This is a genomic window from Delftia sp. WSY_7 (assembly GCF_043104845.1).
Lineage (GTDB): Bacteria > Pseudomonadota > Gammaproteobacteria > Burkholderiales > Burkholderiaceae_C > Comamonas > Comamonas tsuruhatensis.
Window position 1 is genome coordinate 1 of the sequence record NZ_JBICLB010000053.1, and the last position, 20,586, is coordinate 20,586.

General features: G+C 66.0%; 20 protein-coding genes. 15 read left to right on the forward strand and 5 right to left on the reverse strand.

Going from position 1 to position 20,586, the window contains the following annotated elements:
* Positions 1-97: 97 nt before the first annotated feature.
* A complete protein-coding gene (locus ACF8ME_RS25845) occupies positions 98-865 on the reverse strand; it encodes a class II glutamine amidotransferase (RefSeq protein WP_392418868.1) in 768 nt (255 codons plus the stop codon).
* Between the two features lie 99 nt (positions 866-964).
* Between ACF8ME_RS25845 and ACF8ME_RS25850 the strand changes: the two genes are divergently transcribed.
* A complete protein-coding gene (locus tag ACF8ME_RS25850) occupies positions 965-1,633 on the forward strand; it encodes a hypothetical protein (protein ID WP_046240710.1) in 669 nt (222 codons plus the stop codon).
* Positions 1,634-1,696: 63 nt separating this feature from the next.
* On the opposite strand, the gene ACF8ME_RS25855 is transcribed toward ACF8ME_RS25850, so the two are convergent.
* The 3 genes from ACF8ME_RS25855 to ACF8ME_RS25865 form a co-directional block, all read right to left on the reverse strand.
* Positions 1,697-1,885, reverse strand: a complete 189-nt coding sequence (locus ACF8ME_RS25855; RefSeq protein WP_012202595.1) for a 4-oxalocrotonate tautomerase — start codon at positions 1,883-1,885, stop codon at positions 1,697-1,699.
* A gap of 17 nt (positions 1,886-1,902) precedes the next feature.
* On the reverse strand, positions 1,903-2,157 hold the full coding sequence (locus tag ACF8ME_RS25860) for a cysteine-rich CWC family protein (RefSeq protein ID WP_013804760.1): 255 nt from the start codon (positions 2,155-2,157) through the stop codon (positions 1,903-1,905).
* Between the two features lie 80 nt (positions 2,158-2,237).
* On the reverse strand, positions 2,238-4,430 hold the full coding sequence (locus ACF8ME_RS25865; RefSeq protein ID WP_047327966.1) for a malate synthase G: 2,193 nt from the start codon (positions 4,428-4,430) through the stop codon (positions 2,238-2,240).
* A 304-nt stretch (positions 4,431-4,734) separates the two neighbouring features.
* Here ACF8ME_RS25865 and ACF8ME_RS25870 point away from each other — a divergent pair, with 304 nt between their 5' ends.
* From ACF8ME_RS25870 to ACF8ME_RS25910, 9 genes are all read left to right on the forward strand, one after another.
* The gene (locus ACF8ME_RS25870) at positions 4,735-5,670 is read left to right on the forward strand and encodes a LysR family transcriptional regulator (RefSeq protein WP_026062476.1); all 936 of its coding nucleotides are present in this window, start codon (positions 4,735-4,737) and stop codon (positions 5,668-5,670) included.
* A 28-nt stretch (positions 5,671-5,698) separates the two neighbouring features.
* The gene (locus ACF8ME_RS25875) at positions 5,699-6,304 is read left to right on the forward strand and encodes a DUF3016 domain-containing protein (RefSeq protein ID WP_392418825.1); all 606 of its coding nucleotides are present in this window, start codon (positions 5,699-5,701) and stop codon (positions 6,302-6,304) included.
* Between the two features lie 129 nt (positions 6,305-6,433).
* The gene (locus tag ACF8ME_RS25880; RefSeq protein ID WP_016450692.1) at positions 6,434-6,880 is read left to right on the forward strand and encodes a DUF2214 family protein; all 447 of its coding nucleotides are present in this window, start codon (positions 6,434-6,436) and stop codon (positions 6,878-6,880) included.
* Positions 6,881-6,934: 54 nt separating this feature from the next.
* A complete protein-coding gene (gene argS / locus ACF8ME_RS25885) occupies positions 6,935-8,632 on the forward strand; it encodes an arginine--tRNA ligase (protein WP_016450693.1) in 1,698 nt (565 codons plus the stop codon).
* Positions 8,633-8,652: 20 nt separating this feature from the next.
* Positions 8,653-9,312: an SPOR domain-containing protein gene (locus tag ACF8ME_RS25890; protein WP_392418828.1), complete on the forward strand. Its 660-nt coding sequence runs from the start codon at positions 8,653-8,655 to the stop codon at positions 9,310-9,312.
* A gap of 81 nt (positions 9,313-9,393) precedes the next feature.
* Complete coding sequence (locus tag ACF8ME_RS25895) at positions 9,394-10,044, forward strand: thiol:disulfide interchange protein DsbA/DsbL (protein WP_016450695.1); 651 nt, start codon at positions 9,394-9,396, stop codon at positions 10,042-10,044.
* Positions 10,045-10,216: 172 nt separating this feature from the next.
* Positions 10,217-10,879 (forward strand): lipopolysaccharide transport periplasmic protein LptA, encoded by a 663-nt coding sequence (gene lptA, locus ACF8ME_RS25900; RefSeq protein ID WP_016454602.1) that lies wholly within the window; start codon positions 10,217-10,219, stop codon positions 10,877-10,879.
* Positions 10,876-11,673 (forward strand): LPS export ABC transporter ATP-binding protein, encoded by a 798-nt coding sequence (gene lptB / locus ACF8ME_RS25905; protein ID WP_016450697.1) that lies wholly within the window; start codon positions 10,876-10,878, stop codon positions 11,671-11,673. Before lptA ends, lptB begins: the two co-directional genes overlap by 4 nt.
* 54 nt (positions 11,674-11,727) lie before the next feature.
* Complete coding sequence (locus tag ACF8ME_RS25910) at positions 11,728-13,344, forward strand: RNA polymerase factor sigma-54 (protein ID WP_392418831.1); 1,617 nt, start codon at positions 11,728-11,730, stop codon at positions 13,342-13,344.
* A 21-nt stretch (positions 13,345-13,365) separates the two neighbouring features.
* Here ACF8ME_RS25910 and rtcR read toward each other — a convergent pair whose 3' ends face one another.
* A complete protein-coding gene (gene rtcR, locus ACF8ME_RS25915; RefSeq protein WP_209673016.1) occupies positions 13,366-14,991 on the reverse strand; it encodes an RNA repair transcriptional activator RtcR in 1,626 nt (541 codons plus the stop codon).
* A gap of 697 nt (positions 14,992-15,688) precedes the next feature.
* Here rtcR and ACF8ME_RS25920 point away from each other — a divergent pair.
* From ACF8ME_RS25920 to rtcA, 5 genes are read left to right on the forward strand one after another with little or no spacing between them, the layout of a single operon-like run.
* The gene (locus ACF8ME_RS25920) at positions 15,689-16,828 is read left to right on the forward strand and encodes an SPFH domain-containing protein (protein WP_017406982.1); all 1,140 of its coding nucleotides are present in this window, start codon (positions 15,689-15,691) and stop codon (positions 16,826-16,828) included.
* A gap of 56 nt (positions 16,829-16,884) precedes the next feature.
* Positions 16,885-17,382, forward strand: coding sequence for a hypothetical protein (locus ACF8ME_RS25925; RefSeq protein WP_047327970.1), 498 nt, complete (start codon positions 16,885-16,887; stop codon positions 17,380-17,382).
* A gap of 59 nt (positions 17,383-17,441) precedes the next feature.
* Complete coding sequence (locus ACF8ME_RS25930; protein WP_200903756.1) at positions 17,442-18,659, forward strand: RtcB family protein; 1,218 nt, start codon at positions 17,442-17,444, stop codon at positions 18,657-18,659.
* A 53-nt stretch (positions 18,660-18,712) separates the two neighbouring features.
* Positions 18,713-19,528, forward strand: a complete 816-nt coding sequence (locus ACF8ME_RS25935) for a nucleotidyltransferase domain-containing protein (protein WP_392418836.1) — start codon at positions 18,713-18,715, stop codon at positions 19,526-19,528.
* Positions 19,529-19,537: 9 nt separating this feature from the next.
* Entirely contained in the window at positions 19,538-20,581 is a 1,044-nt protein-coding gene (gene rtcA, locus ACF8ME_RS25940; protein ID WP_392418839.1) for an RNA 3'-terminal phosphate cyclase, read from the forward strand.
* The last annotated feature ends 5 nt before the right edge of the window (positions 20,582-20,586 follow it).

Below are 20,586 nucleotides of genomic sequence, written 5' to 3' on the forward strand. Positions count from 1 at the left end.
TACAGGAAACGGGGAAACAGGCTGAACAGCCAAAACGGACAACCCAAAAAAAGAGAGCGCTGACGCGCTCTCTTTTTATTCCTGAATGCGCAATGGTTCAAAGCGGCAGGCATTCGCCCTGTACAAAGACCTTGAGTTCGCCCGACTGGATTGAGGTCCAGGTCTCATTCTTGGTCAATGGCGCCGTGACGATGATGGCCACGCGGTCCTGGGGTGTGGTTTCCCGGGCGAAGTCCACGGCCAGGTCTTCATCCGACAGATGGGCCTGGGCAAAGGGGTGGCGTCGTTCGATATAGCACAGGTGCGTGGTGGCATGGGCCCACAGCGCTTCGCCGTTGGACAGCAGGAAATTGAAGGTTCCATGCGGCGAGATGCGCCTGGCCAGCTCGCGCAGCGTGTGGGTGAGTTCCTGCACGCTGGGCAGGCCGGCATGCGACTTCCAAAGCTCCTGGAGAATCCAGCAGAAGGCCTGCTCGGTGTCGGTGTTGCCTACTGGATGGAAGTGGGCATGCAGTTTGGGAGCGAAGCCCTTGAGATCTCCGTTGTGAGCGAAGACCCAGTTGCGGCCCCACAGTTCACGCACGAAGGGGTGGCAGTTCTGCAGGCTTACCGCGCCCTGCGTGGCCTTGCGGATGTGGGCGATGACGTTGCGGCTCTTGATCGGGTACTCGCGTATCAGCTTGGCGATGGGTGAGTCGATGGCGCGCTCATAGCCCACGAAGTGGCGCAGCCCTTTGTCCTCGAAGAAGGCGATGCCCCAGCCGTCCGTATGGTCGCCGGTATTGCCCGCGCGCTGGGTGAACCCCGAAAAGCTGAAGCGCACGTCGGTGGGCGTGTTGCAGTTCATTCCAAGCAGCTGGCACATGGCGGTATCGTTGTTTGCGTAGTTCAAGCCATAGCCTAACGCCTTGCGCAGCAGCTGCAAGCACAATGCGGTGCAACGGCAAAAAAACGGAACAAACCCATGCCCATCCTCTGTCTGCATACGGCGCACAGCAACGCCGTGATCTTCGAGCAGGCTGCTGCCGCACTGGGCTGGCCGGCCCACTCAATCGTTCATCAGGTGCATGAGGAACTGTTGTTGGAGGCGGAGGCTGCTGGCGGCATGGATGCGGCGCTTCGCCGGAAAACGGCACGGCAGCTTGATGCGCTGGCAGACCCTGCCGATATCGATGCCGTGCTGCTGACCTGTTCGACCCTGGGTCCGGCCGTGGCGGATTGCCTCAGTGACAAGGTCTGGCGTGCCGATGGCATGCTGGCCCGCAAGGTGGCTGCTGCCTTGCAGAGAGATCTCCAGTCACGCATTGCACTGCTGTGTGCTGCTCCCACGACGTATGAAGCCACGCGCGATCTGTTCATGCAAGCGTTGCTGCCTGGCGATGCACATCTGCGCCTGCAGCTGCAGTGTGTCGAAGGCGCATGGGCGCTTTTCCGTAGAGGCGATCTCTCTGGCTACCAGGCACGGATGACCGATGCCGCTTTTCAAGCCTATGCGGCCGGCGCCGCCCAGGTGGTTTTGACCCAGGTTTCCATGGATGGGGTTGCCAGGTACTGGCAGGCCAGAGACTCCCATCCTGTGCCGTGGACCGTGGCTGCCAGTGCGCTGCAGGCACTTGGAGAAATGCGCAAATAAAGCTGCAGCTTCATGGAAAAAGGCAGCCGAAGCTGCCTTTTGCATGCGTTGGAGGAAAAGTCCTCAGCTGCGCTCGGACCAGAGCTTGCCGCCCGTGGCCCAGTTTTCGCGCTTGATGTCGGTGATCAGGATGTCCACCGATTCGGGCGAGCCACCGAGGACTTCGACCGAGACGCGCGTGATCTCTTCGACCAGCTTGCGCTTTTGTTCGACGGTGCGGCCTTCCATCATTTCGACGTGGTACGTGGGCATGTCAATCTCCTCAGGGATCAAGTTCTAGGGGGTTGGGTCGGCGACATCATATCGGCCGACGCGGGCGGTCGAGGCTTGTCGGTGCCAAGTGCGCAGGCGGGACACAGGCATGCCTTGTTGCGCAGGGGCTCCGGAATGCGGGCCAATGCATCGGGTGCCACCGGCGTGTCCATGCACCAGCAGTTCAGCGGATCAACGCCCGCAAGAATGGCGCACTGATTGCTGCGGCCGCACAGCGGACACAGGCTGGCATCGGGGGGAGGGGCACTCATCGTGGTTCTGAGTGTAGATCCATGAAAAAAGCACCTCAGGCAAGCCTGGGTGCTTTTTCAAGCGCCGGGCGCCGCCCGCGTCAGGCGGCGGCCTTGACCTTCAGGCGCCAGGCATGTAGCAGGGGCTCGGTGTAGCCGCTGGGTTGCTCCTTGCCCTTGAAGACCAGGTCACAGGCGGCCTGGTAGGCCATCGAGGTGTCGAAGTGGCCGGCCATGGGCTTGTACAGCGCATCGCCCGCGTTCTGCTGGTCGACCACGGCGGCCATGCGCTCGAAGGTCTCGCGCACCTGCGCCTCGGTCACGATGCCGTGCTGCAGCCAGTTGGCGATGTGCTGGCTGGAGATGCGCAGCGTGGCGCGGTCTTCCATCAGGCCCACGTTGTGGATGTCGGGCACCTTGGAGCAGCCCACGCCCTGGTCCACCCAGCGCACCACATAGCCGAGGATACCCTGGACGTTGTTGTCCAGCTCCTGCTGCTTTTCAGCCGCGCTCCACTTGTCTTCCTTGACCACGGGCACCTGCAGCAGGTCGGCCAGGATGTTGGCGCGCTCGGCGTCGGCATTGGTCTGCTCCAGCTGCTTTTGCACTTCGGCCACGTTGACCTGGTGGTAGTGCAGGGCGTGCAGCGTGGCGGCCGTGGGCGAGGGCACCCAGGCGGTATTGGCGCCGGCCTTGGGGTGGCCGATCTTTTGCTCCAGCATGGCCTTCATCAGGTCGGGCATGGCCCACATGCCCTTGCCGATCTGCGCCTTGCCGCGCAGGCCCAGGCCCAGGCCCACGAGCACGTTGCTGCGCTCATAGGCGGCCAGCCAGGCGCTTCCCTTCATGTCGGCCTTGCGGACCATGGGGCCGGCATACATGGCGGTGTGCATTTCGTCGCCCGTGCGGTCCAGGAAGCCGGTGTTGATGAAGGCCACGCGCGATGCGGCGGCGGCGATGCAGGCCTTGAGGTTGACGCTGGTGCGGCGCTCCTCGTCCATGATGCCCAGCTTGACGGTGTTCTCGGGCAGGCCGAGCACCTTTTCCACGCGGCCGAACAGCTCGCTGGCGAAGGCGGCTTCCGCAGGGCCGTGCATCTTGGGCTTGACGATGTAGACGCTGCCCGTGCGCGAGTTGCGGATGCCGTTGGCGCCCAGACCCTTGATGTCATGGACGGCGATGGCCGTGGTGACCATGGCGTCCAGGATACCTTCGGGGATTTCCTTGCCGTTGCCCCAGAGGATGGCCGGGTTGGTCATCAGGTGGCCGACGTTGCGAACGAACATCAGCGAACGGCCATGCAGCCTGACGGGCTTGCCGTCGGCGCCGGTGTACTCGCGGTCTGCATTCAGGCCGCGCGTCATGCTCTTGCCGCCCTTGTCGAAGGTTTCGGTCAGCGTGCCCTTGAGGATGCCCAGCCAGTTGGCATAGCCGACCACCTTGTCCTCGGCATCCACGGCGGCCACGGAGTCTTCCAGGTCCAGGATGGTGGACAGGGCGGCTTCGACCACCACGTCGGCCACGCCGGCGGCATCGGTCTGGCCGATGGCCGTGGTCTTGTCGATGCGGATGTCGATATGCAGGCCGTTGTTGAGCAGCAGCACGGAAGAGGGCGCTGCGGCATCACCCTGGTAGCCGACGAACTGGGCGGTGTTCTTCAGGCCCGTGGTGCCGCCGTTCTTGAGCGCGACGACCAGCTGGCCAGCTTCCACGCGATAGCCGGCGGCATCCTTGTGCGAGCCCGAGGCCAGCGGGGCGGCCTGGTCCAGGAAATCACGTGCGAAGGCGATGACCTTGGCGCCGCGAACGGGGTTGTAGCCCTTGCCCTTTTCCGCGCCGCCGTCCTCGCCGATGGCATCCGTGCCGTACAGCGCGTCATACAGCGAACCCCAGCGCGCGTTGGCGGCGTTGAGCGCATAGCGGGCATTGAGAATGGGCACGACCAGCTGGGGGCCGGCCTGGATGGCCAGTTCCGCATCCACGTTGGTGGTGGTCGCCTTGGCATCCTTGGGCTGCTCGACCAGATAGCCGATCTGCGTCAGGAACTGCTGGTAGCCGGCCATGTCGGTGATGGGGCCGGGATGGGCCTTGTGCCAGGTGTCCAGCTCGGCCTGCAGGCGGTCGCGTTCGGCCAGCAGGGCGGCATTGCGGGGGGCGAGGTCGTTGACGATCTCGTCGAAGCCTTTCCAGAATGCCTCGGGCGCGACACCCGTGCCCGGGAGCACTTGTTCATTGATGAAGCGGTGCAGCTCTGTGGCCACCTGCAGGCTGTGGGCTTGGGTGCGATCGGTCATGGTGGGAACCCCGGTTGGATGGATGGAAAGACTGGCCTGGACCCTTTACGGGCCTGACTATAAGGAATACTTTATTAGATTTATTTGCGTACATAAATAGACCATAAATCTTAAAACTCGTGACTTTTACGCAAAAATGTGGGAAGGTTATGCGCCTGCCAAAACCATCGGAAATTGGCATGTAGCCCGGTGCGAAGGGCAAATGGCAGACAGCCAGTGCCTACTGCGCAAAAAGGCGGACCCCAGGAGACAGGCATGCATGCGCATGCCCCACAAGAACACGGAAAAGAAACGGACAGCAGTCATGGACAAGCTCAAGGCATTCGAGTCATTCGTATCGGTGGCCACGCGCGGCAGCCTCACGGCAGCGGCCAAGGCGGAAGGCGTGGCGCCAGCCATCATGGGGCGGCGGCTGGATGCCTTGGAAGAGCACCTGGGCGTCAAGCTCATGGTGCGGACCACACGCCGCATCTCGCTCACGCACGAGGGCAGCGCTTTTCTCGAGGATTGCCAACGCCTCTTGTCCGATGTGTCCAACGCCGAGGCCAGCGTCAGTGCGGGCGGGGTCAAGGCCACAGGACATCTGCGCATCACGGCGCCGGCAGGCTTTGGTCGGCGGCATGTGGCGCCTCTGGTGCCGCGTTTTCGGGACCTGCACCCCGATGTGACGATTTCCCTGAATCTGAGCGACCGCGTGGTCGATCTGGCCGGTGAGGGCTTTGACTGCGCGGTGCGGGTAGGCGACTTGCCCGACTCGGCCCTGGTCAGCGTGCGCATCGCCGACAACCGGCGCCAGTGCGTGGCCACGCCCTCCTATCTGGAACGCCGCGGTACGCCGCGCCACCCCAGCGAGCTGACCCAGCATGACTGCCTGACGCTGTCCAGCGATGCCTCGCAGACGCGCGGCTGGGCCTTCCGCATTCCGCACCCGGACAGCGGTACCAGCGAAGTCGTGCATTTCAAGCCGGGCGGTCCGCTGGACTGCTCCGACGGCCAGGTGCTGCACGACTGGTGCCTGGGCGGCTGGGGCATTGCCTGGCGCAGCACCTGGGAGGTGGAGGCCGAGATCGCCGCCGGGCGCCTGGTGGCGGTGCTGGAGGAATTTGCGGCCCCACCGAACGGCATCTTCGTGGTCTTTCCCCAGCGCAAGCACATGCCGCTGCGCGTGCGGCTGTGGATCGACTATCTCAAGCACCATTACGAGCAGCCGGAATTCTGGCGTCGAACCCACGCGGCCTGAGCGGGCCGCCCAGCAAGGAGGAATGAGCATGGCAGTGTCGATCGCGACGGAAGCGATATCCGCAACGCAGGCCGCGCCCCCCGCAAGGCGGCGCTGGATGTGCATGGCGCTGGGCGCCGCCTGCCTGGGGATGGTGGCAGGCTGCGCCGTCCAGGGGCCGGGGCAGGGCCGGCCGGACGGGATGCGGCAGGGCGCGGTGCCTGCCGGCATCGTGAGCGTGACCTTTGACGATCCCTCGCGGTTCGATGCCGGGCGCAATGGAACCCAGGAGTCCGAGAAGGCGCGCCGCGCCTGGGTCGATGCGCTGGCCCAGTTCCTGGCCGAGCGTGCCGCGCCCAGGCTGCCCCAGGGCCAGCGGCTTGAAGTCCACCTCACCGATGTGCAGCGTGCCGGCAGTTTCGAGCCCTGGCGCGGACCCCAGGCCGCCGATGTGCGCATCGTCCGCGATATCTACCCACCGCGCATCGACCTGCGTTTCAAGCTGCTGGATGCCGACGGAAAGCTGCTGCGCGAGGGCAGCCGCCAGCTGCGCGATGCGACCTTCATGATGCGCCCCGACCTGTATCCCAACGATCCCCTGCGCTATGAGAAGACGCTGCTGGATGACTGGTTGCGCGCGGAACTGCCGAAGTAGCGACGCAAGAGCCGGCGCGACGGGAGGACCGCAGTGGTCTACCGATTGCCTCGGGCATCCCGATGGCGGTCGCCGTTTCTGGCGTAATGCAGCATGGCCCAAGAGGCTCAATTTCTATACGGATTCCCCATGACGATAGAAGCCATTCTGGCCAGCCTTCACCTGCTGGCCATCCTCACCTTCGTGGTGTTCCTGTCCAGCCAGGCGGCGCTGTGCCGCAGCGAGTGGATGAGTGCCGCCGTGGTCCAGCGCCTGGCGCGGCTGGACATGATCTACGGGCTGGCGGTGGTGTTCCTGGTGCTCACCGGCATTGCGCGCCTGGTGTGGGGCGTCAAGGGCATGTCCTGGTACGTCTCGCAGCCACTGTTTCATCTGAAGATGACTTTGTTCGTGGTCGGCGCCGTGTTGTCGATCAAGCCCACGCTGGCCTTCCGCCGCTGGCGCCGCGCGCTGGATGCCGGCCAGGGCCTGCCCCAGCCTGCCGAGGTGGCCAGCACGCGCCGCTGGGTGATGTGGCAGGCGCATGTGGTGCCTGTGATCGCGGTGGTGGCGGTGTTCTGGGCGCGGGGCATGTAGGCCCGGTTTTCCTGTCTGGCGGCATGGGGCAGGCCTGCCACGTAGAATCCGCCGATGCTCTCCGTCAAACAGGAACTGCTCGCGGCTCTGGCCGGCGAGCTTGAAACTTTGTCGCCCGGCGCCGGTGCCCGTGCCGCTTTCGAATCCCCCAAGGTGGCTGCCCATGGCGATTTCGCCTGCACGGCCGCCATGCAGCTGGCCAAGCCACTCAAGCTCAATCCGCGCGCGCTCGGTGAACAGCTCAAGGCTGCGCTGGAGGCCACGCCGGCTTTCCAGCGCTGGGTCGATGCCATCGAGATCGCCGGCCCCGGCTTTCTGAACATCCGTCTCAAGCCCGCCGCCAAGCAGCAGATCATCCGCGAAGTGCTGGGACAGGCCGAGAAATTCGGCTGGCAGGCCGACCGTGGCGCCAAGATGCTGGTCGAGTTCGTCTCCGCCAACCCCACCGGCCCGCTGCACGTGGGCCATGGCCGCCAGGCCGCGCTGGGCGATGCCATCTGCAACCTCTATGCCACCCAGGGCTGGGGCGTGCACCGCGAGTTCTACTACAACGACGCGGGCGTGCAGATCGACACGCTGACCAAGAGCACGCAACTGCGCGCCAAGGGCTTCAAGCCCGGCGACGAATGCTGGCCCATCGATCCCGAGAATCCGGAAAGCAAGGCCTTCTACAACGGCTCCTACATCCAGGACATCGCAGACGATTTCAAGGCCTGCAAGACCGTCAAGGCCGATGACCGCGAATTCACGGCCAACGGCGATGTCGAGGACTACGACAACATCCGCCAGTTCGCCGTCGCCTATCTGCGCAACGAGCAGGACAAGGACCTGCAGGCCTTCAACCTGCACTTTGACGAGTACTACCTCGAATCCAGCCTCTACACCAACGGCCATGTCGAGGACGCGGTGCAGCGCCTGATCGCGGGCGGGCACACCTACGAACTCGACGGCGCGCTCTGGCTCAAGTCCACCGACTACGGTGACGACAAGGACCGCGTGATGCGCAAGCAGGACGGCAACTACACGTACTTCGTGCCCGATGTCGCCTACCACATCCAGAAGTTCAAGCGTGGCTACTCCAAGGTCGTCAACATCCAGGGCACGGACCACCACGGCACCATCGCACGCGTGCGCGCCGGCCTGCAGGCCGCCGACGTGGGCATTCCGGCCGGCTATCCCGACTATGTGTTGCACACCATGGTGCGCGTGGTGCGCGGCGGCGAGGAAGTCAAGATCAGCAAGCGCGCCGGCTCCTACGTCACGCTGCGCGACCTGATCGAGTGGACCAGCAAGGATGCGGTGCGCTTCTTCCTGCTGTCGCGCAAGCCCGACACCGAGTACACCTTCGACGTGGACCTGGCCGTGGCCCAGAACAATGACAACCCCGTGTACTACGTGCAGTACGCCCATGCGCGCATCTGCTCGGTGCTGGCAGCCTGGGGCGGCGATGCGGACACGCTCAAGGACGTGGACCTGTCGGCGCTGGAAGGCCCGCAGGCCCAGGCGCTGATGCTGCAGCTGGCCAAGTACCCGGCCATGCTGACTTCGGCCGCAGAAGGCAATGCGCCCCACGACGTGACCTTCTACCTGCGCGAACTGGCCTCGCTGTACCACAGCTACTACGACGCGGAACGCATCCTGGTGGACGATGAAAAGGTCAAGCTCGCCCGCCTGGCGCTGATCTCGGCCACGCGCCAGGTATTGCACAATGGCCTGGCAGTGCTGGGCGTCTCGGCCCCGCAACGCATGTAACTTCGAGCGACAAGCCATCTATGAAGACACAGCAACGTGGGGGCACCGTCATCGGTCTCATCATCGGCATGATCGTCGGGCTGGCAGCAGCCCTGGCCGTCGCCGTCTATGTGACCAAGGTGCCCGTGCCCTTTCTCTCCAAGGGCGGCAAGACGGCCGACCAGGACGCGGCAGAGGCCCAGCGCAACAAGAACTGGGACCCCAACGCACCGCTGCAGGGCAAGAACCCGGCGCCGCCACCACCGGCTGCCGTCACGCCCAGCCTCCCCGGCAGCACCACGCCAGCAGCGCCCACCCCGCCCGCGCCCGTGGACCCGGCCAAGCCGCCTGCCAAGCCCGAAACCAAGGCCGATGGCAAGAGCTCGGCCGATCCGCTGGGTGACCTGGTCAAGTCGCGCTCCGCCGCCGCCGAGAAGGCGGAAAAGGCAGAAAAGGCCGACGCCGCCTTCAACTACTTCGTGCAGGCCGGCGCCTTCCGCAGCCAGGGCGATGCCGATGCGCAACGCGCCAAGCTGGCCATGCTGGGGTGGGAGGCGCGCGTGAGCGAGCGCGAGCAAAACGGCATCACCATCTTCCGCGTGCGCGTGGGTCCGTTCACCAAGCGCGACGATGCCGAGCAACTCAAGCAAAAGCTCGATGGCGCCGGGGTCGAGTCCACGCTGGTGCGCGCCGCTCGCTGAAACAGCGTTGAGCAAGAGCGCTGAACTTTTTGGCAAACCCCAGCCTCCTAATCTGCAGCATTGAACGAGGAGTTTGTTTTGATGAATCGCCGCGACTTTTCCCTGGCTGCCTCGGCAGCCGCTGCCAGCGCGCTGACGCTGGGCACCTCCGCCGCACAGGCCCAGGCGGCAGCGCCCAAGGAGGGCAAGGACTACATCAAGCTGGCCAAGCCCGCACCCACCAGCGCCGGCGCCGGCAAGGTCGAGGTGGTCGAGTTCTTCTGGTACAGCTGCCCGCACTGCAATGCATTCGAGCCCACCTTTGCCGCCTGGAAGAACCAGGCGCCGGCCGACGTGGTCGTGCACCGCGTGCCCGTGGCCTTCAACGCCAGCTTCGTGCCCCAGCAAAAGCTGTACTACGCCTTTGAAGGCATGAACCTGCTGGACACCATGCATGCGCGCGCCTTCCACGCCATCCATGTGGAACGCAACCGCCTGGCCAAGGACGACGAGATCTTCGCCTGGGTGGGCAAGCAGGGCGTGGACGTGGCCAAGTTCAAGGAGGTCTACAACTCCTTCACGGTCTCCAACCAGGTGCGCAAGGCCACCCAGCTGCAGCAGGACTATGACGTGGAAGGCGTGCCGGCCATGGGCGTGGCGGGCCGCTACTACACCGATGGCACCAAGGCCGGGAACATGACCAATGTGCTGCGCGTGGTCGATCAGCTGATCGCCACCAGCCGCAAGGGCTGAGGTCCGGGCCTCGGCCCAGACCACCCGTGACAGGCCCGCCATTGAGCGGGCCTGTCGCTTTTGGAAACCTCTTTTTGTGCCTTCGTGTCAGCGCTTTGCCCCCCGGCTTGAAAGACGCCAGGAACGGTTGCGCGCGACACCCCCTACAATGGATGCAAGAAGCGTGCCCTCCATGAAACAACGACTTTCCCCCCTCCTGCTCGCAGCCGCCCTGGCGGCTTTCGCCGGTTTGGCCCAGGCCGAAAAGGCCGACAGCACCAAGCCCATGAACATCGAGGCTGACGCGCTGCGCCATGACGAACTCAAGCAGACCAGCGTCTTCACCGGCAACGTGGTGATGACCAAGGGCACCATCGTGCTGCGCGGTGCCCAGCTCGATGTGCGCCAGGACCCCGAAGGCTTTCAGTACGGCGTGGTCACGGCCGAAGCGGGCAAGCGCGCCTTCTTCCGCCAAAAGCGCGACACCGTTCCCGGCCAGCCCGAGGAATTCGTGGAAGGCGAGGGCGAGGTCATCGAATACGACGGCAAGGCCGATCTTGTGAAGTTCATCCGCCGCGGCGAACTGCGGCGCTATCGCGGCGGCCAGCTCAGCGACGAGATCACGGGCTCCATCATCGTCTACAACAACCTCACCGACGTGTTCACCGTCGATGGGCAAAAGACCAGCGGCGGCCAGCCCAGCTCCACCGCCGGCCAGGGCGGGCGCGTGCGCGCCGTGCTGGCGCCCAAGGAGGGCACACCGGGCTCGCAGCCGCGCGCTCCCGCCGCAGGCGCGCCGGGCACATCCCTGCAGCCCAGCAACACCCTGGACAGCCTTGGTGGTACCAAGCGATGAGTACCGAGGCCTCAGCCCCCGCTGCCCACGCTTCCTCCCCACGCGCCGAACAGGGCAGCAGCCTGCAGGCGCGCCATCTGGCCAAGTCCTACGGCAGCCGCAAGGTGGTCAAGGACGTGTCGCTGTCCGTGAAGAAGGGCGAGGTCGTGGGCCTGCTGGGCCCCAACGGCGCGGGCAAGACCACCTCGTTCTACATGATCGTGGGCCTGGTGCGCAGCGACGGCGGCGACATCTTCATCGACGGACAGGCCGTGGGAAACATGCCCATCCACCAGCGCTCGCGCCTGGGCCTGTCCTACCTGCCGCAAGAGGCATCGATCTTTCGCAAGCTCAGCGTCGAGGACAACGTGCGCGCCGTGCTGGAGCTGCAAAGGGATGAGCAGGGCCGGCCGCTGGCGCGCAGCGTCATCGAGGAGCGCCTGACGGCGCTGCTGCAGGAACTGCGCGTGGACCATCTGCGCGCATCGCCCGCGCTGGCGCTGTCGGGCGGCGAACGCCGCCGCGTCGAGATTGCACGTGCCCTGGCCACGCAGCCGCGTTTCATCCTGCTGGACGAGCCCTTCGCCGGCATCGACCCCATCGCCGTGATCGAGATCCAGCGCATCATCGGCTTCCTCAAGGCGCGCGGCATCGGCGTGCTCATCACCGACCACAACGTGCGCGAGACGCTGGGCATCTGCGACCATGCCTTCATCATCAGCGACGGCCATGTGCTGGCCCAAGGCACACCCGAGGAGATCGTGGACAACGCCGAAGTGCGGCGCGTCTACCTCGGCGAACACTTCCGGATGTAGCGCCATGCCCTGCCTGGCCCGTCTGCGAGATTGCCTGCGCGAAGGAGCTGCCGCTTGAAGCCCGGACTGTCGCTGCGCGTCTCCCAGCATCTTTCGCTCACCCCGCAACTGCAGCAGTCGATACAGCTGCTGCAGCTGTCCACGCTGGAGCTGGCGCAGGAAGTGGAGCAGATGCTGGGCGACAACCCCTTCCTGGAGCTGGCGAACGACGACGGCGACCACGAAGCGGCAAGCAGCGCCCCGGAGCCTGCGGCGCCCGGCGCCGACGCCGCGGACTCCTTCCAGGAAGGCCGTGCGGACCAGCCATCGGCTGCGGTGGAATGGGAGGCGCCGTCGGACACATCCTCCGGCGATGCTGTCGAGACCTCCGGCACGGCCGAGTCCCTGAGCTGGGAAGGCGATGGCCAGACCAACTCGGGCAACGACGACCGCGACTGGGGCAGCGATGCGCCTTCCAGCCGCACGCGCGGCCAGGGTGACGATGACGAGACCGATGCCACCGAGCTGGCACGCAGCGCAGAAAGCCTGACCGACCACCTGCATCGCCAGGCCCTGAGCCTGCGCCTGGGCGAGGTGGATCGCGCCGCGCTGCGCTTTCTGATCGAGAACCTCAACGACGACGGCTACCTGGAGGACCCGCTCGACGAGCTGGCACAGGGCCTGGCGGGCGACGACCTGGAGGAGTGCGAGGAACTGGTGCACCGCTTCACCGTGGCGCTGCGCCTGTTGCAAAGCCTGGAGCCGGTGGGTGTGGGCGCGCGCGACCTGGCCGAATGCCTGACGCTGCAGCTGCGCGACCAACTGGCCGATGCCGAGCGCGAAGGCGACGGCAGTGCCGAGGACGAGGATCGGCAGGCCGTGCTGCGCACCGCGCTGGACATCTGCGCCCAGCCCATGGACCTGCTGGCGCGGCGTGACCTGCGCAAGCTCGCCAGCCTGTGCGGCGCGCGCGAGGAGCGGCTGCGCGAGGCGATGGTCCTGATCGCCCGGCTGGAGCCGCGCCCGGGCCGGCGCTTCGCCGACGTGCAGCGCCAGATCGTCGTGCCCGATGTCATCGTGCGCCCCGTGCGCATGGGTGCGGGACGCATGGAGTTCAGCGTGCAACTCAACCCCGATGTCATGCCCAAGCTGCGCGTGCACGACATCTATGCCAGCGCGCTGCGCAGCCACCGGGGCAGCGAAGGCCATGCGGCGCTGCAGCAGCGGCTGCAGGAGGCGCGCTGGTTCATCAAGAACATCCAGCAGCGCTTCGACACCATCCTGCGCGTGTCGCAGGCCATCGTGGAGCGCCAGAAGAACTTCTTCGTGCATGGCGAGCTGGCCATGCGCCCGCTGGTGCTGCGCGACATTGCCGATGCGCTGGGCCTGCATGAGTCCACCATCAGCCGCGTGACCACGGCCAAGTACATGGCCACGCCGCAGGGCACCTACGAACTCAAGTATTTCTTCGGCTCGGGCCTGGGCACCGAGGCGGGCGGCAACGCGTCGAGCACGGCCGTGCGCGCGCTCATCAAGCAGTTCGTCGCAGCCGAGGACCCCAGGAAGCCGCTGTCGGACAACCAGCTGGCCGACATGCTCAAGGAGCAGGGCATCGAATGCGCACGGCGCACCGTGGCCAAGTACCGCGAACTGCTCAAGATCCCCCCGACCACGCTGCGCAAGGCCCTGTAGCCGCGCAGGGCGCGCATGCTCTCAGGCCGCAGGCGCGCGGCCGGCCACGTCATCCCATTTGAGGCCGAATTTCAGCAGGTACTTGCGCAGGCGGTCGGCATCGTTGACCACGCTGCGCTGGGTGCGTGACTGGTCGAACAGGCGGCGCCCCGCATCGGACAGCGAGGGCGATTGCCTGCACACGCGCAGCACCGCTTCGAGCTGCATGCGGTCGAACAGATCCATCTGCTCCAGCCTCTCGGCGGGCAACAGCGCATCAAGGCCGCAGCCGGCGCCGGCGGGGGCGGGCTGCGCTGTCTCGCCCCGTTGCCACAGCCACTGCATGCGCTGGATCTCGGCATCGACCAGGGCCGTGGAGATGCGCCCTCCGTCAGCCAGCGTGGCCAGCCGCGTCATGCTGGCCGACAGGTCGCGGAAGTTGCCGCTCCACAGCGCCTCGGACGAGCGCGCAAAGCGCAGATAGCGCTCGCGGGCCTCCACGTTGAAGCGCACCATCTGGCCGGTCTCGTCGGCCGAGCGCGCGAGCAGGTGGTCCATGTTGGGTTCTATGTCCTCGGGGCGCCCGGCCAGGCCCGGCAGCGCGTAGGACCACAGGTTGATGCGCGCGAACAGATCCTCGCGAAAGCGCCCCTGCGCCACGTCGATGCGCAGGTCGCGGTGCGTGCCGGCGACCAGCTGGAAATCGCTGCTGACCTCGCGGTCGCTGCCCATGGGATAGAAGCGCTTTTCCTCCACGGCCTTGAGCAGCATGGCCTGTTCGTCCAGGCCCAGCTCGCCGATTTCGTCCAGGAACAGCACGCCCTGGTGCGCGCTGCGCAGCAGGCCGGCGCGGTCGGCCGCAGCGCCCGTGAACGCGCCCTTCTTGTGGCCGAACAGCACCGAGGCTGCACCATCGCCGCGCAGCGTGGCGCAATTGACCTCGACGAACTCGCCCTGCACCTGGTGCCTGGCCTTCTTCAACTCGTACATGCGCCGCGCCAGATGCGATTTGCCCGCACCCGTGGGACCCGTGAGCAGGATGGGCGCGCGCGAGCGCACGGCCACGCGCTCGATCTCGTCGATCAGCGCGTTGAACCCGGCATTGCGCGTGGCGATGCCGCTCTTGAGAAATTGCACGGCCTCGCTCTGCTCGGCGCCGAAGCGCTGGGCGATCACGTCGTAGCGCGACAGGTCCAGGTCGATCAGCGCATAGCTGCCCGGGTCGCCCATGCGCTGGCGCCGGGGCGGCGAAGTCTGGGCCAGCACGCCGGGAATGCGGCGCGACTCCACCAGCAGGAACAGGCAGATCTGTGCCACGTGCGTGCCCGTGGTGATGTGGGTCCAGTACTCCTCGCGCTCGGGGTCGAAGCGATAGGCCTGCGTCCAGTCGAACAGCCGCGCATAGACCTCGCCGAAATCCCAGGGATCGGCAATGTCCATGGGCACGAGGTTCACCCGGGTCTCGGGCGATGCCGTGGCGATGTCGCCCTGCAGCAGCTGCGCCAGGGCCAGATGGGGCGGCGTGTAGAGCAGCTCCAGCCGCTCCACCACCAGATCCTCGTGCTGCATGAGGGAGAGGGTCGGCCGCCATTTTTCCCAGCGCCCCGCGCCCCTGCCGGAGTCCAGCTGCGTACCCAGAAAACCGATGACGACCTTTTTCTTTTCCATGTTTTTGTCTAGTTGGATAGCTGAAATTCTAGTTTCTTTGGATTGAAGAAGAAATCAAGGAAAGTGTGATTTGATATTTATCCAAATAAATCAATGGGTTGAAGAATTTTTTGACGCCGGATGCCAGGCTGGCACGCATCTCGCAATAAGCAAGGCATCCAGTGCAGGCGGTGACCGCTCACAGGCCGGGGTTGGGGCAAAGGCCCGCCCCACCGGTGCCGGAAGTCCGGGCCCCCAGGGGCCTGTCGATTTCCCGCATGCCGCACGCCGCAGGCGCTGGGTGACGGCAAGGTTGTGGAAACCGTCCCGCAAGGGACTCCTGGTTCGACTCCAGGCTTGCCAGCCACTGGTAGCTCAGTCTGGTAGAGCACCCTCGCAAGAGGACTGTCGCAGGTTCGATTCCTGTCCACTCTTCCGGCCGCAAGGCCGGGCTATTGAAACGGTCGAAAGACCACCCGCCGAACGCGGGAGGTGGCCGCCGGGTTGCGATGCAGCCCCAGGCCGCCCCCCGTCAGCGGCGGCGGCTGTGCCAGGTCCCGGCACGGTCCGCGCCCGCAGCCAGCCACGCTGCAACCTGTTTCCAGGGTTGCCGCCACGGCGCACTGCAAGGCCCGGGCCGTGCCCCCTGGAACCCCGCCGCTGCTGTAACGGCACCCCTATTGATTGCGGCGAAGACGCCGAACGAGGAGAAGAAGAAATGCTGAAGATCCAACGCATCACCATCAAGAAGAACGAACGGGCCCTGCTGCTGCGCAATGGCGATTTCGAGCGCGTGCTGCACAGCGGCCGGCACTGGCTGTTTGCCGGCACCGACCAGCTGCGCGTGGAAACCTTTGCCCTGGAGCAGCCCGCCTTCACGCACGGCCTGGCCGACTACCTGATGGCGCAGGAGCCCACCGTGGTGGCCGCCGAATTCCTGCGCGTGGAACTGTCCGAGACCGAGGCGGGCCTGCGCAGCGAAAACGGCGTGCTGGTCGAGATCCTGCCGCCCGGCACGCGCCGCCTGTACTGGAAGGGACTGGTGGATGTGAGCGTGCAGGTGGTCGACCTGCAGGCCGGCGCCGAGCTGCCCGCCGCCCTGGCGGCGCGCCTGACCCAGACGCAGCTGCGCCAGCGCAGCGTGTCCGGCCTCAACGGCGTGCTGCAGGTGCAGGTGCCCGCAGGCCAGTGCGCGCTGCTGACCATCGACGGCAAGGTGGACCGCCTGCTGCAGGCCGGCAGCCATGCGTTCTGGAAGTTCGGCCGCAGCATTGCCGTGGAGCTGGTGGACCTGCGCCTGCAGGCCGTCGAGGTCTCGGGCCAGGACATCATGACCCGCGACAAGGTCAGCCTGCGCCTGAACCTGAGCGCCACCTATCGCCACACCGACGTTCTGCGCGCCTTTGCCCAGCTGCAAAAGCCTGCCGAGCACCTGTACCGGGAGCTGCAGTTCGCGCTGCGCGCCGCCGTGGGCACCCGCACGCTCGATGAGCTGCTGGAGAACAAGACGGTGATCGACGACGTGGTGACCGCGCACATGGCGGCCAAGCTGCAGCCCTTCGGCATGGTGGTGGAGAGCGTGGGCGTGAAGGACATCGTGCTGCCAGGCGAGATGAAGGCCATCCTGACCCAGGTGGTGCAGGCCGAAAAGCAGGCCCAGGCCAACGTGATCCGCCGCCGCGAGGAAACGGCGGCCACGCGCTCGCTGCTCAACACCGCCAAGGTCATGGAGGACAACCCCGTGGCCCTGCGCATGAAGGAGCTGGAGACGCTGGAACGCGTGGCCGAGCGCATCGACAAGATCTCCGTGTTCGGCGGTCTGGATCAGGTGCTCAACGGGCTGGTGAAGATGCGTTGACCGGCAGGCTGGTCGGGGCACAACGGACAACGAAGAAACTAAAGAGAGGTACGGCCATGGCCGCATTCGAAGAACTATGGAGCTATGAGGTGGGCAAGGCGGGCTGGGCGACGTTGAAGTTCAGCACGCCCGGGGAGGAACTGGTGTGTGCCGTGTCCTACCTGCATGATTCGCTGGGTGATCTGGCCGCCATGGCGCTGGCCTTGGCCAAGGGCGCGCACCGCGCTGCCGCCGTGTTCATGGACGAGCCCGGCGAAGTGCACCTGAGCATGGAGGGTGACCACGACACCCTTTCATACGAGCTGCGGCAGTACGCGGACTGGGCCAGCTGGGGCATCACCGCCATGGATGACTATGAAGTGCTGGCCCGTGGGCAGATGGCCCGCGAGGACGTGGTGCGCAGCGTGTACCGCGTGCTGGACGGTATTTATTGCGGCATGGGCGTCGAGGAATACCGAAAGCGCTGGCTGGAGCATGAATTCCCGCTGCGGGACTATCAAAGCCTGGGCAGCGCCATCCGCAAGCGGGACCTGTCTCGCCTGATGCGTGGATGAGCCGCGCGGCAGCAAGACCTGAACAAGACGAACAGACAAGAAGACTGAAGGACAACGCAATGAACTACCTGCAACACAACGTGGAAAACGGCGTCCCCATCAAGATGTGGACCAAGGGCGTGCCCGTCGAGGACGAGGCGCGCAAGCAGCTGGAGAACGCCGCGCGCCTGCCCGTGGTGTTCAAGCATGTCGCGGCCATGCCCGATGTGCACCTGGGCATAGGCGCCACCGTGGGCTCGGTGATCCCGACCATCAAGGCCATCATCCCGGCGGCCGTGGGCGTGGACATCGGCTGCGGAATGATGGCTGCCAAGACCACGCTGCGCGCCGAGGACCTGCCCGACAACCTGGGCCCGCTGCGCTCGGCGATAGAGCAGGCCGTGCCGCATGGCTCGGTGCCGCGCCACCGGGGCCGTGATCCAGGCAGCTGGGAGAACCCGCCCGTGTCGGTGGACCAGGTCTGGGCCACGCTGGCCGAGGAGTTCGACCTGCTGTGCGAGCTGCATCCGCGCCTGGCCAACACCAACAACCGCAAGCACCTGGGAACGCTGGGCAGCGGCAACCACTTCATCGAGATCTGCCTGGACGAGGCGGGCTTCGTGTGGTTCATGCTGCACTCGGGCTCGCGCGGCGTGGGCAATGCCATCGGCACCCATTTCATCGAGCTGGCCAAGAAGGACGCAGAACTGCATCAGCGCAACCTGCCCGACAAGGACCTGGCCTATTTCGAGGAAGGGGCCCGCTACTTTGGCGACTATGTGCGCGGCGTGTCCTGGGCGCAGAAGTTCGCCATGCGCAACCGCGAGGTGATGATGGCCAACCTCATCGCCACGGTGCGCAAGGTGATCGCCAAGCCCTTCGAGTCGCATGTGGAGGCGGTGAACTGCCACCACAACTACGTGCAGCAGGAGCGCCATTTCGGCCAGGATGTGTTCATCACCCGCAAGGGCGCGGTGAGCGCGCGGCGCGGCGAGCTGGGCATCATCCCGGGCAGCATGGGCGCGCGCAGCTATATCGTGCGCGGCCTGGGCAACCCGGAGAGCTTCGAGAGCTGCAGCCACGGTGCGGGCCGCGTGATGAGCCGGACCAAGGCCAAGAAGATGTTCAGCGTGGCGGACCACATCAAGGCCACCGAGGGCGTGGAATGCCGCAAGGATGCCAATGTGGTGGACGAGATTCCCATGGCCTACAAGGACATCGATGCGGTCATGGCCGCGCAGCAGGATCTGGTGGAGGTGGTGCACACCCTGAAGCAAGTGGTGTGCGTGAAAGGGTGAGTGGATGAGGGCCCCAGGCTCTCATCCTCCGGAACAGAAAGCAGGATGAGAGCATGAGGGAAGAGAAGGTATTGAGCGCGCATCCGGTCTCCGATGCCATGCGCGCCACGGTGCTGGCCAATCTGGCCGAGGTGGAGCGCAGGCACGAGGTCACGGTGCTGTTTGCCTGCGAGTCGGGCAGCCGCGGCTGGGGCTTTGCCTCGCCCGACAGCGACTATGACGTGCGCTTCATCTACGTCCACCGCCTGCCCTGGTATCTGACGGTGGCGCCGGGCCGCGATGTCATAGAGCAGCCGCTCAGCGGCGAGCTCGATGTCAGCGGCTGGGAGCTGCGCAAGGCGCTGGGGCTGCTGCGCGCCTCCAACCCCACGCTGCTCGAATGGCTGCGCTCGCCCGTGGTCTACCGGCAGGAGCAGCCCTGGGCCGAGCGCCTGCATCTGCTGGCCGAGCAGGGCTTTTCGCCGGTGCGCGGCTACCACCACTACGTGGCCATGGCGCGCAAGAACCTGCGCGCCCACCTGCAGGGTGATGTGGTGCGCTACAAGAAATACTTCTATGTGCTGCGCCCCTTGCTGGCCGCGCGCTGGATACGCGAGGGGCGTGGTGCGCCGCCCATGCGCTTTGCGCAGCTGGCGGCGGGCACGCTGGAGGATGCAGTCCTGCTGGCCGAGCTCAACGAGCTGCTGGAGCTCAAGATGCGCCTGGGCGAGGCCGCCAAGGGGTCGCGCCGGGTGCGGGTCCATGATTTCCTGGAGCGCGAGCTGGCCCATGCCATGGCCCATGCGCCCGATCCGGGGGACCAGGCCGATGCGGCGCCGCTGGACCGCTATCTGCGGGATGCCGTGGCGCGCTTTGGCGGCAATGAATGAAAGAGAAAAATGAAAGTGATCGAGATCGACGGCTCCGCCGGGGAGGGCGGAGGCCAGATGCTGCGCAGCGCACTGGCGCTGTCCATGTGCACGGGCCAGCCCTTTGCCATGCAGCGCATCCGTGCCGGGCGCGCCAAGCCGGGCCTGATGCGCCAGCACCTGGCCTGCGTCAATGCCGCCGCCGAAATCTGCGGCGCGCAGATGCAGGGCGCCGAGATGAATTCGCAGGCGCTGCAATTCACACCGGGGCCGGTGCGTGCGGGCGAGTACCGCTTCGTGATCGCCTCGGCCGGCAGTTGCACCCTGCTGCTGCAGACGCTGTGGCCCGCGCTGATGCTGGCCGATGGCGAAAGCCGCCTGACCCTGGGCGGCGGCACCCACAACCCGGCCGCGCCGCCCTTCCATTTCCTGGAGCGCAGCTATGCGCCGCTGCTGCACAGGCTGGGCGCGCGCTGCGAACTGCGGCTGCGCCGGCTGGGCTTTTATCCGGCCGGTGGCGGCGAGATGGACGTGACGATCACGCCGGCAACCAATGGGCTGGTGCCTTTCGATATCACCGAACGCGGCGCACCCGTGGCCAGCCATGCCGAATGCTTTGCGCCCGCGCTGCCACGCGCGGTGGCCCAGCGCGAACTGGACCATCTGGGCCAGGCCCTGGGCTGGTCTGGCGAGCAGCTGCAGGTGGCTGCCGTGCGCCAGAACGAGGGGCCGGGCAACGCGCTGCTGGCCACGCTGGCCTATGAGCACCTGAGCGAAGTGTTCACGCAGTTCGGCATGAAGGGCATCAGCGCCGAAAAGGTGGCGCATGACCTGGCGCGCGAGGTGCGCCGCCACCAGGGCAGCCGGGCCGCCCTGGGCCCGTACCTGGCCGACCAATGGGCCCTGCCGCTGGCGCTGGCCGTCTGGCGCAGCGGGCGCGGTGCCAGCTACACCTGCACGGAACTGACGCCGCATGCGCGCAGCAATTTCGAGGTGATCGAGCGCTTTGTGCCTGTGCGCTTCGCTACGGACGCAACGGGCGACGGCTGGCGTATTTCGCTCTCGCCAGCCTGAGCGGC

Excerpts from the sequence above, each read along its gene's own strand:
- ACF8ME_RS25845 (WP_392418868.1), bottom strand. The coding sequence starts at position 865 with ATGTGCCAGCTGCTTGGAATGAACTGCAACACGCCCACCGACGTGCGC.
- ACF8ME_RS25850 (WP_046240710.1), top strand. The coding sequence starts at position 965 with ATGCCCATCCTCTGTCTGCATACGGCGCACAGCAACGCCGTGATCTTC.
- ACF8ME_RS25855 (WP_012202595.1), bottom strand. The coding sequence starts at position 1,885 with ATGCCCACGTACCACGTCGAAATGATGGAAGGCCGCACCGTCGAACAA.
- ACF8ME_RS25860 (WP_013804760.1), bottom strand. The coding sequence starts at position 2,157 with ATGAGTGCCCCTCCCCCCGATGCCAGCCTGTGTCCGCTGTGCGGCCGC.
- ACF8ME_RS25865 (WP_047327966.1), bottom strand. The coding sequence starts at position 4,430 with ATGACCGATCGCACCCAAGCCCACAGCCTGCAGGTGGCCACAGAGCTG.
- ACF8ME_RS25870 (WP_026062476.1), top strand. The coding sequence starts at position 4,735 with ATGGACAAGCTCAAGGCATTCGAGTCATTCGTATCGGTGGCCACGCGC.
- ACF8ME_RS25875 (WP_392418825.1), top strand. The coding sequence starts at position 5,699 with ATGGCAGTGTCGATCGCGACGGAAGCGATATCCGCAACGCAGGCCGCG.
- ACF8ME_RS25880 (WP_016450692.1), top strand. The coding sequence starts at position 6,434 with ATGACGATAGAAGCCATTCTGGCCAGCCTTCACCTGCTGGCCATCCTC.
- argS (WP_016450693.1), top strand. The coding sequence starts at position 6,935 with ATGCTCTCCGTCAAACAGGAACTGCTCGCGGCTCTGGCCGGCGAGCTT.
- ACF8ME_RS25890 (WP_392418828.1), top strand. The coding sequence starts at position 8,653 with ATGAAGACACAGCAACGTGGGGGCACCGTCATCGGTCTCATCATCGGC.
- ACF8ME_RS25895 (WP_016450695.1), top strand. The coding sequence starts at position 9,394 with ATGAATCGCCGCGACTTTTCCCTGGCTGCCTCGGCAGCCGCTGCCAGC.
- lptA (WP_016454602.1), top strand. The coding sequence starts at position 10,217 with ATGAAACAACGACTTTCCCCCCTCCTGCTCGCAGCCGCCCTGGCGGCT.
- lptB (WP_016450697.1), top strand. The coding sequence starts at position 10,876 with ATGAGTACCGAGGCCTCAGCCCCCGCTGCCCACGCTTCCTCCCCACGC.
- rtcR (WP_209673016.1), bottom strand. The coding sequence starts at position 14,991 with ATGGAAAAGAAAAAGGTCGTCATCGGTTTTCTGGGTACGCAGCTGGAC.
- ACF8ME_RS25920 (WP_017406982.1), top strand. The coding sequence starts at position 15,689 with ATGCTGAAGATCCAACGCATCACCATCAAGAAGAACGAACGGGCCCTG.
- ACF8ME_RS25925 (WP_047327970.1), top strand. The coding sequence starts at position 16,885 with ATGGCCGCATTCGAAGAACTATGGAGCTATGAGGTGGGCAAGGCGGGC.
- ACF8ME_RS25930 (WP_200903756.1), top strand. The coding sequence starts at position 17,442 with ATGAACTACCTGCAACACAACGTGGAAAACGGCGTCCCCATCAAGATG.
- ACF8ME_RS25935 (WP_392418836.1), top strand. The coding sequence starts at position 18,713 with ATGAGGGAAGAGAAGGTATTGAGCGCGCATCCGGTCTCCGATGCCATG.
- rtcA (WP_392418839.1), top strand. The coding sequence starts at position 19,538 with ATGAAAGTGATCGAGATCGACGGCTCCGCCGGGGAGGGCGGAGGCCAG.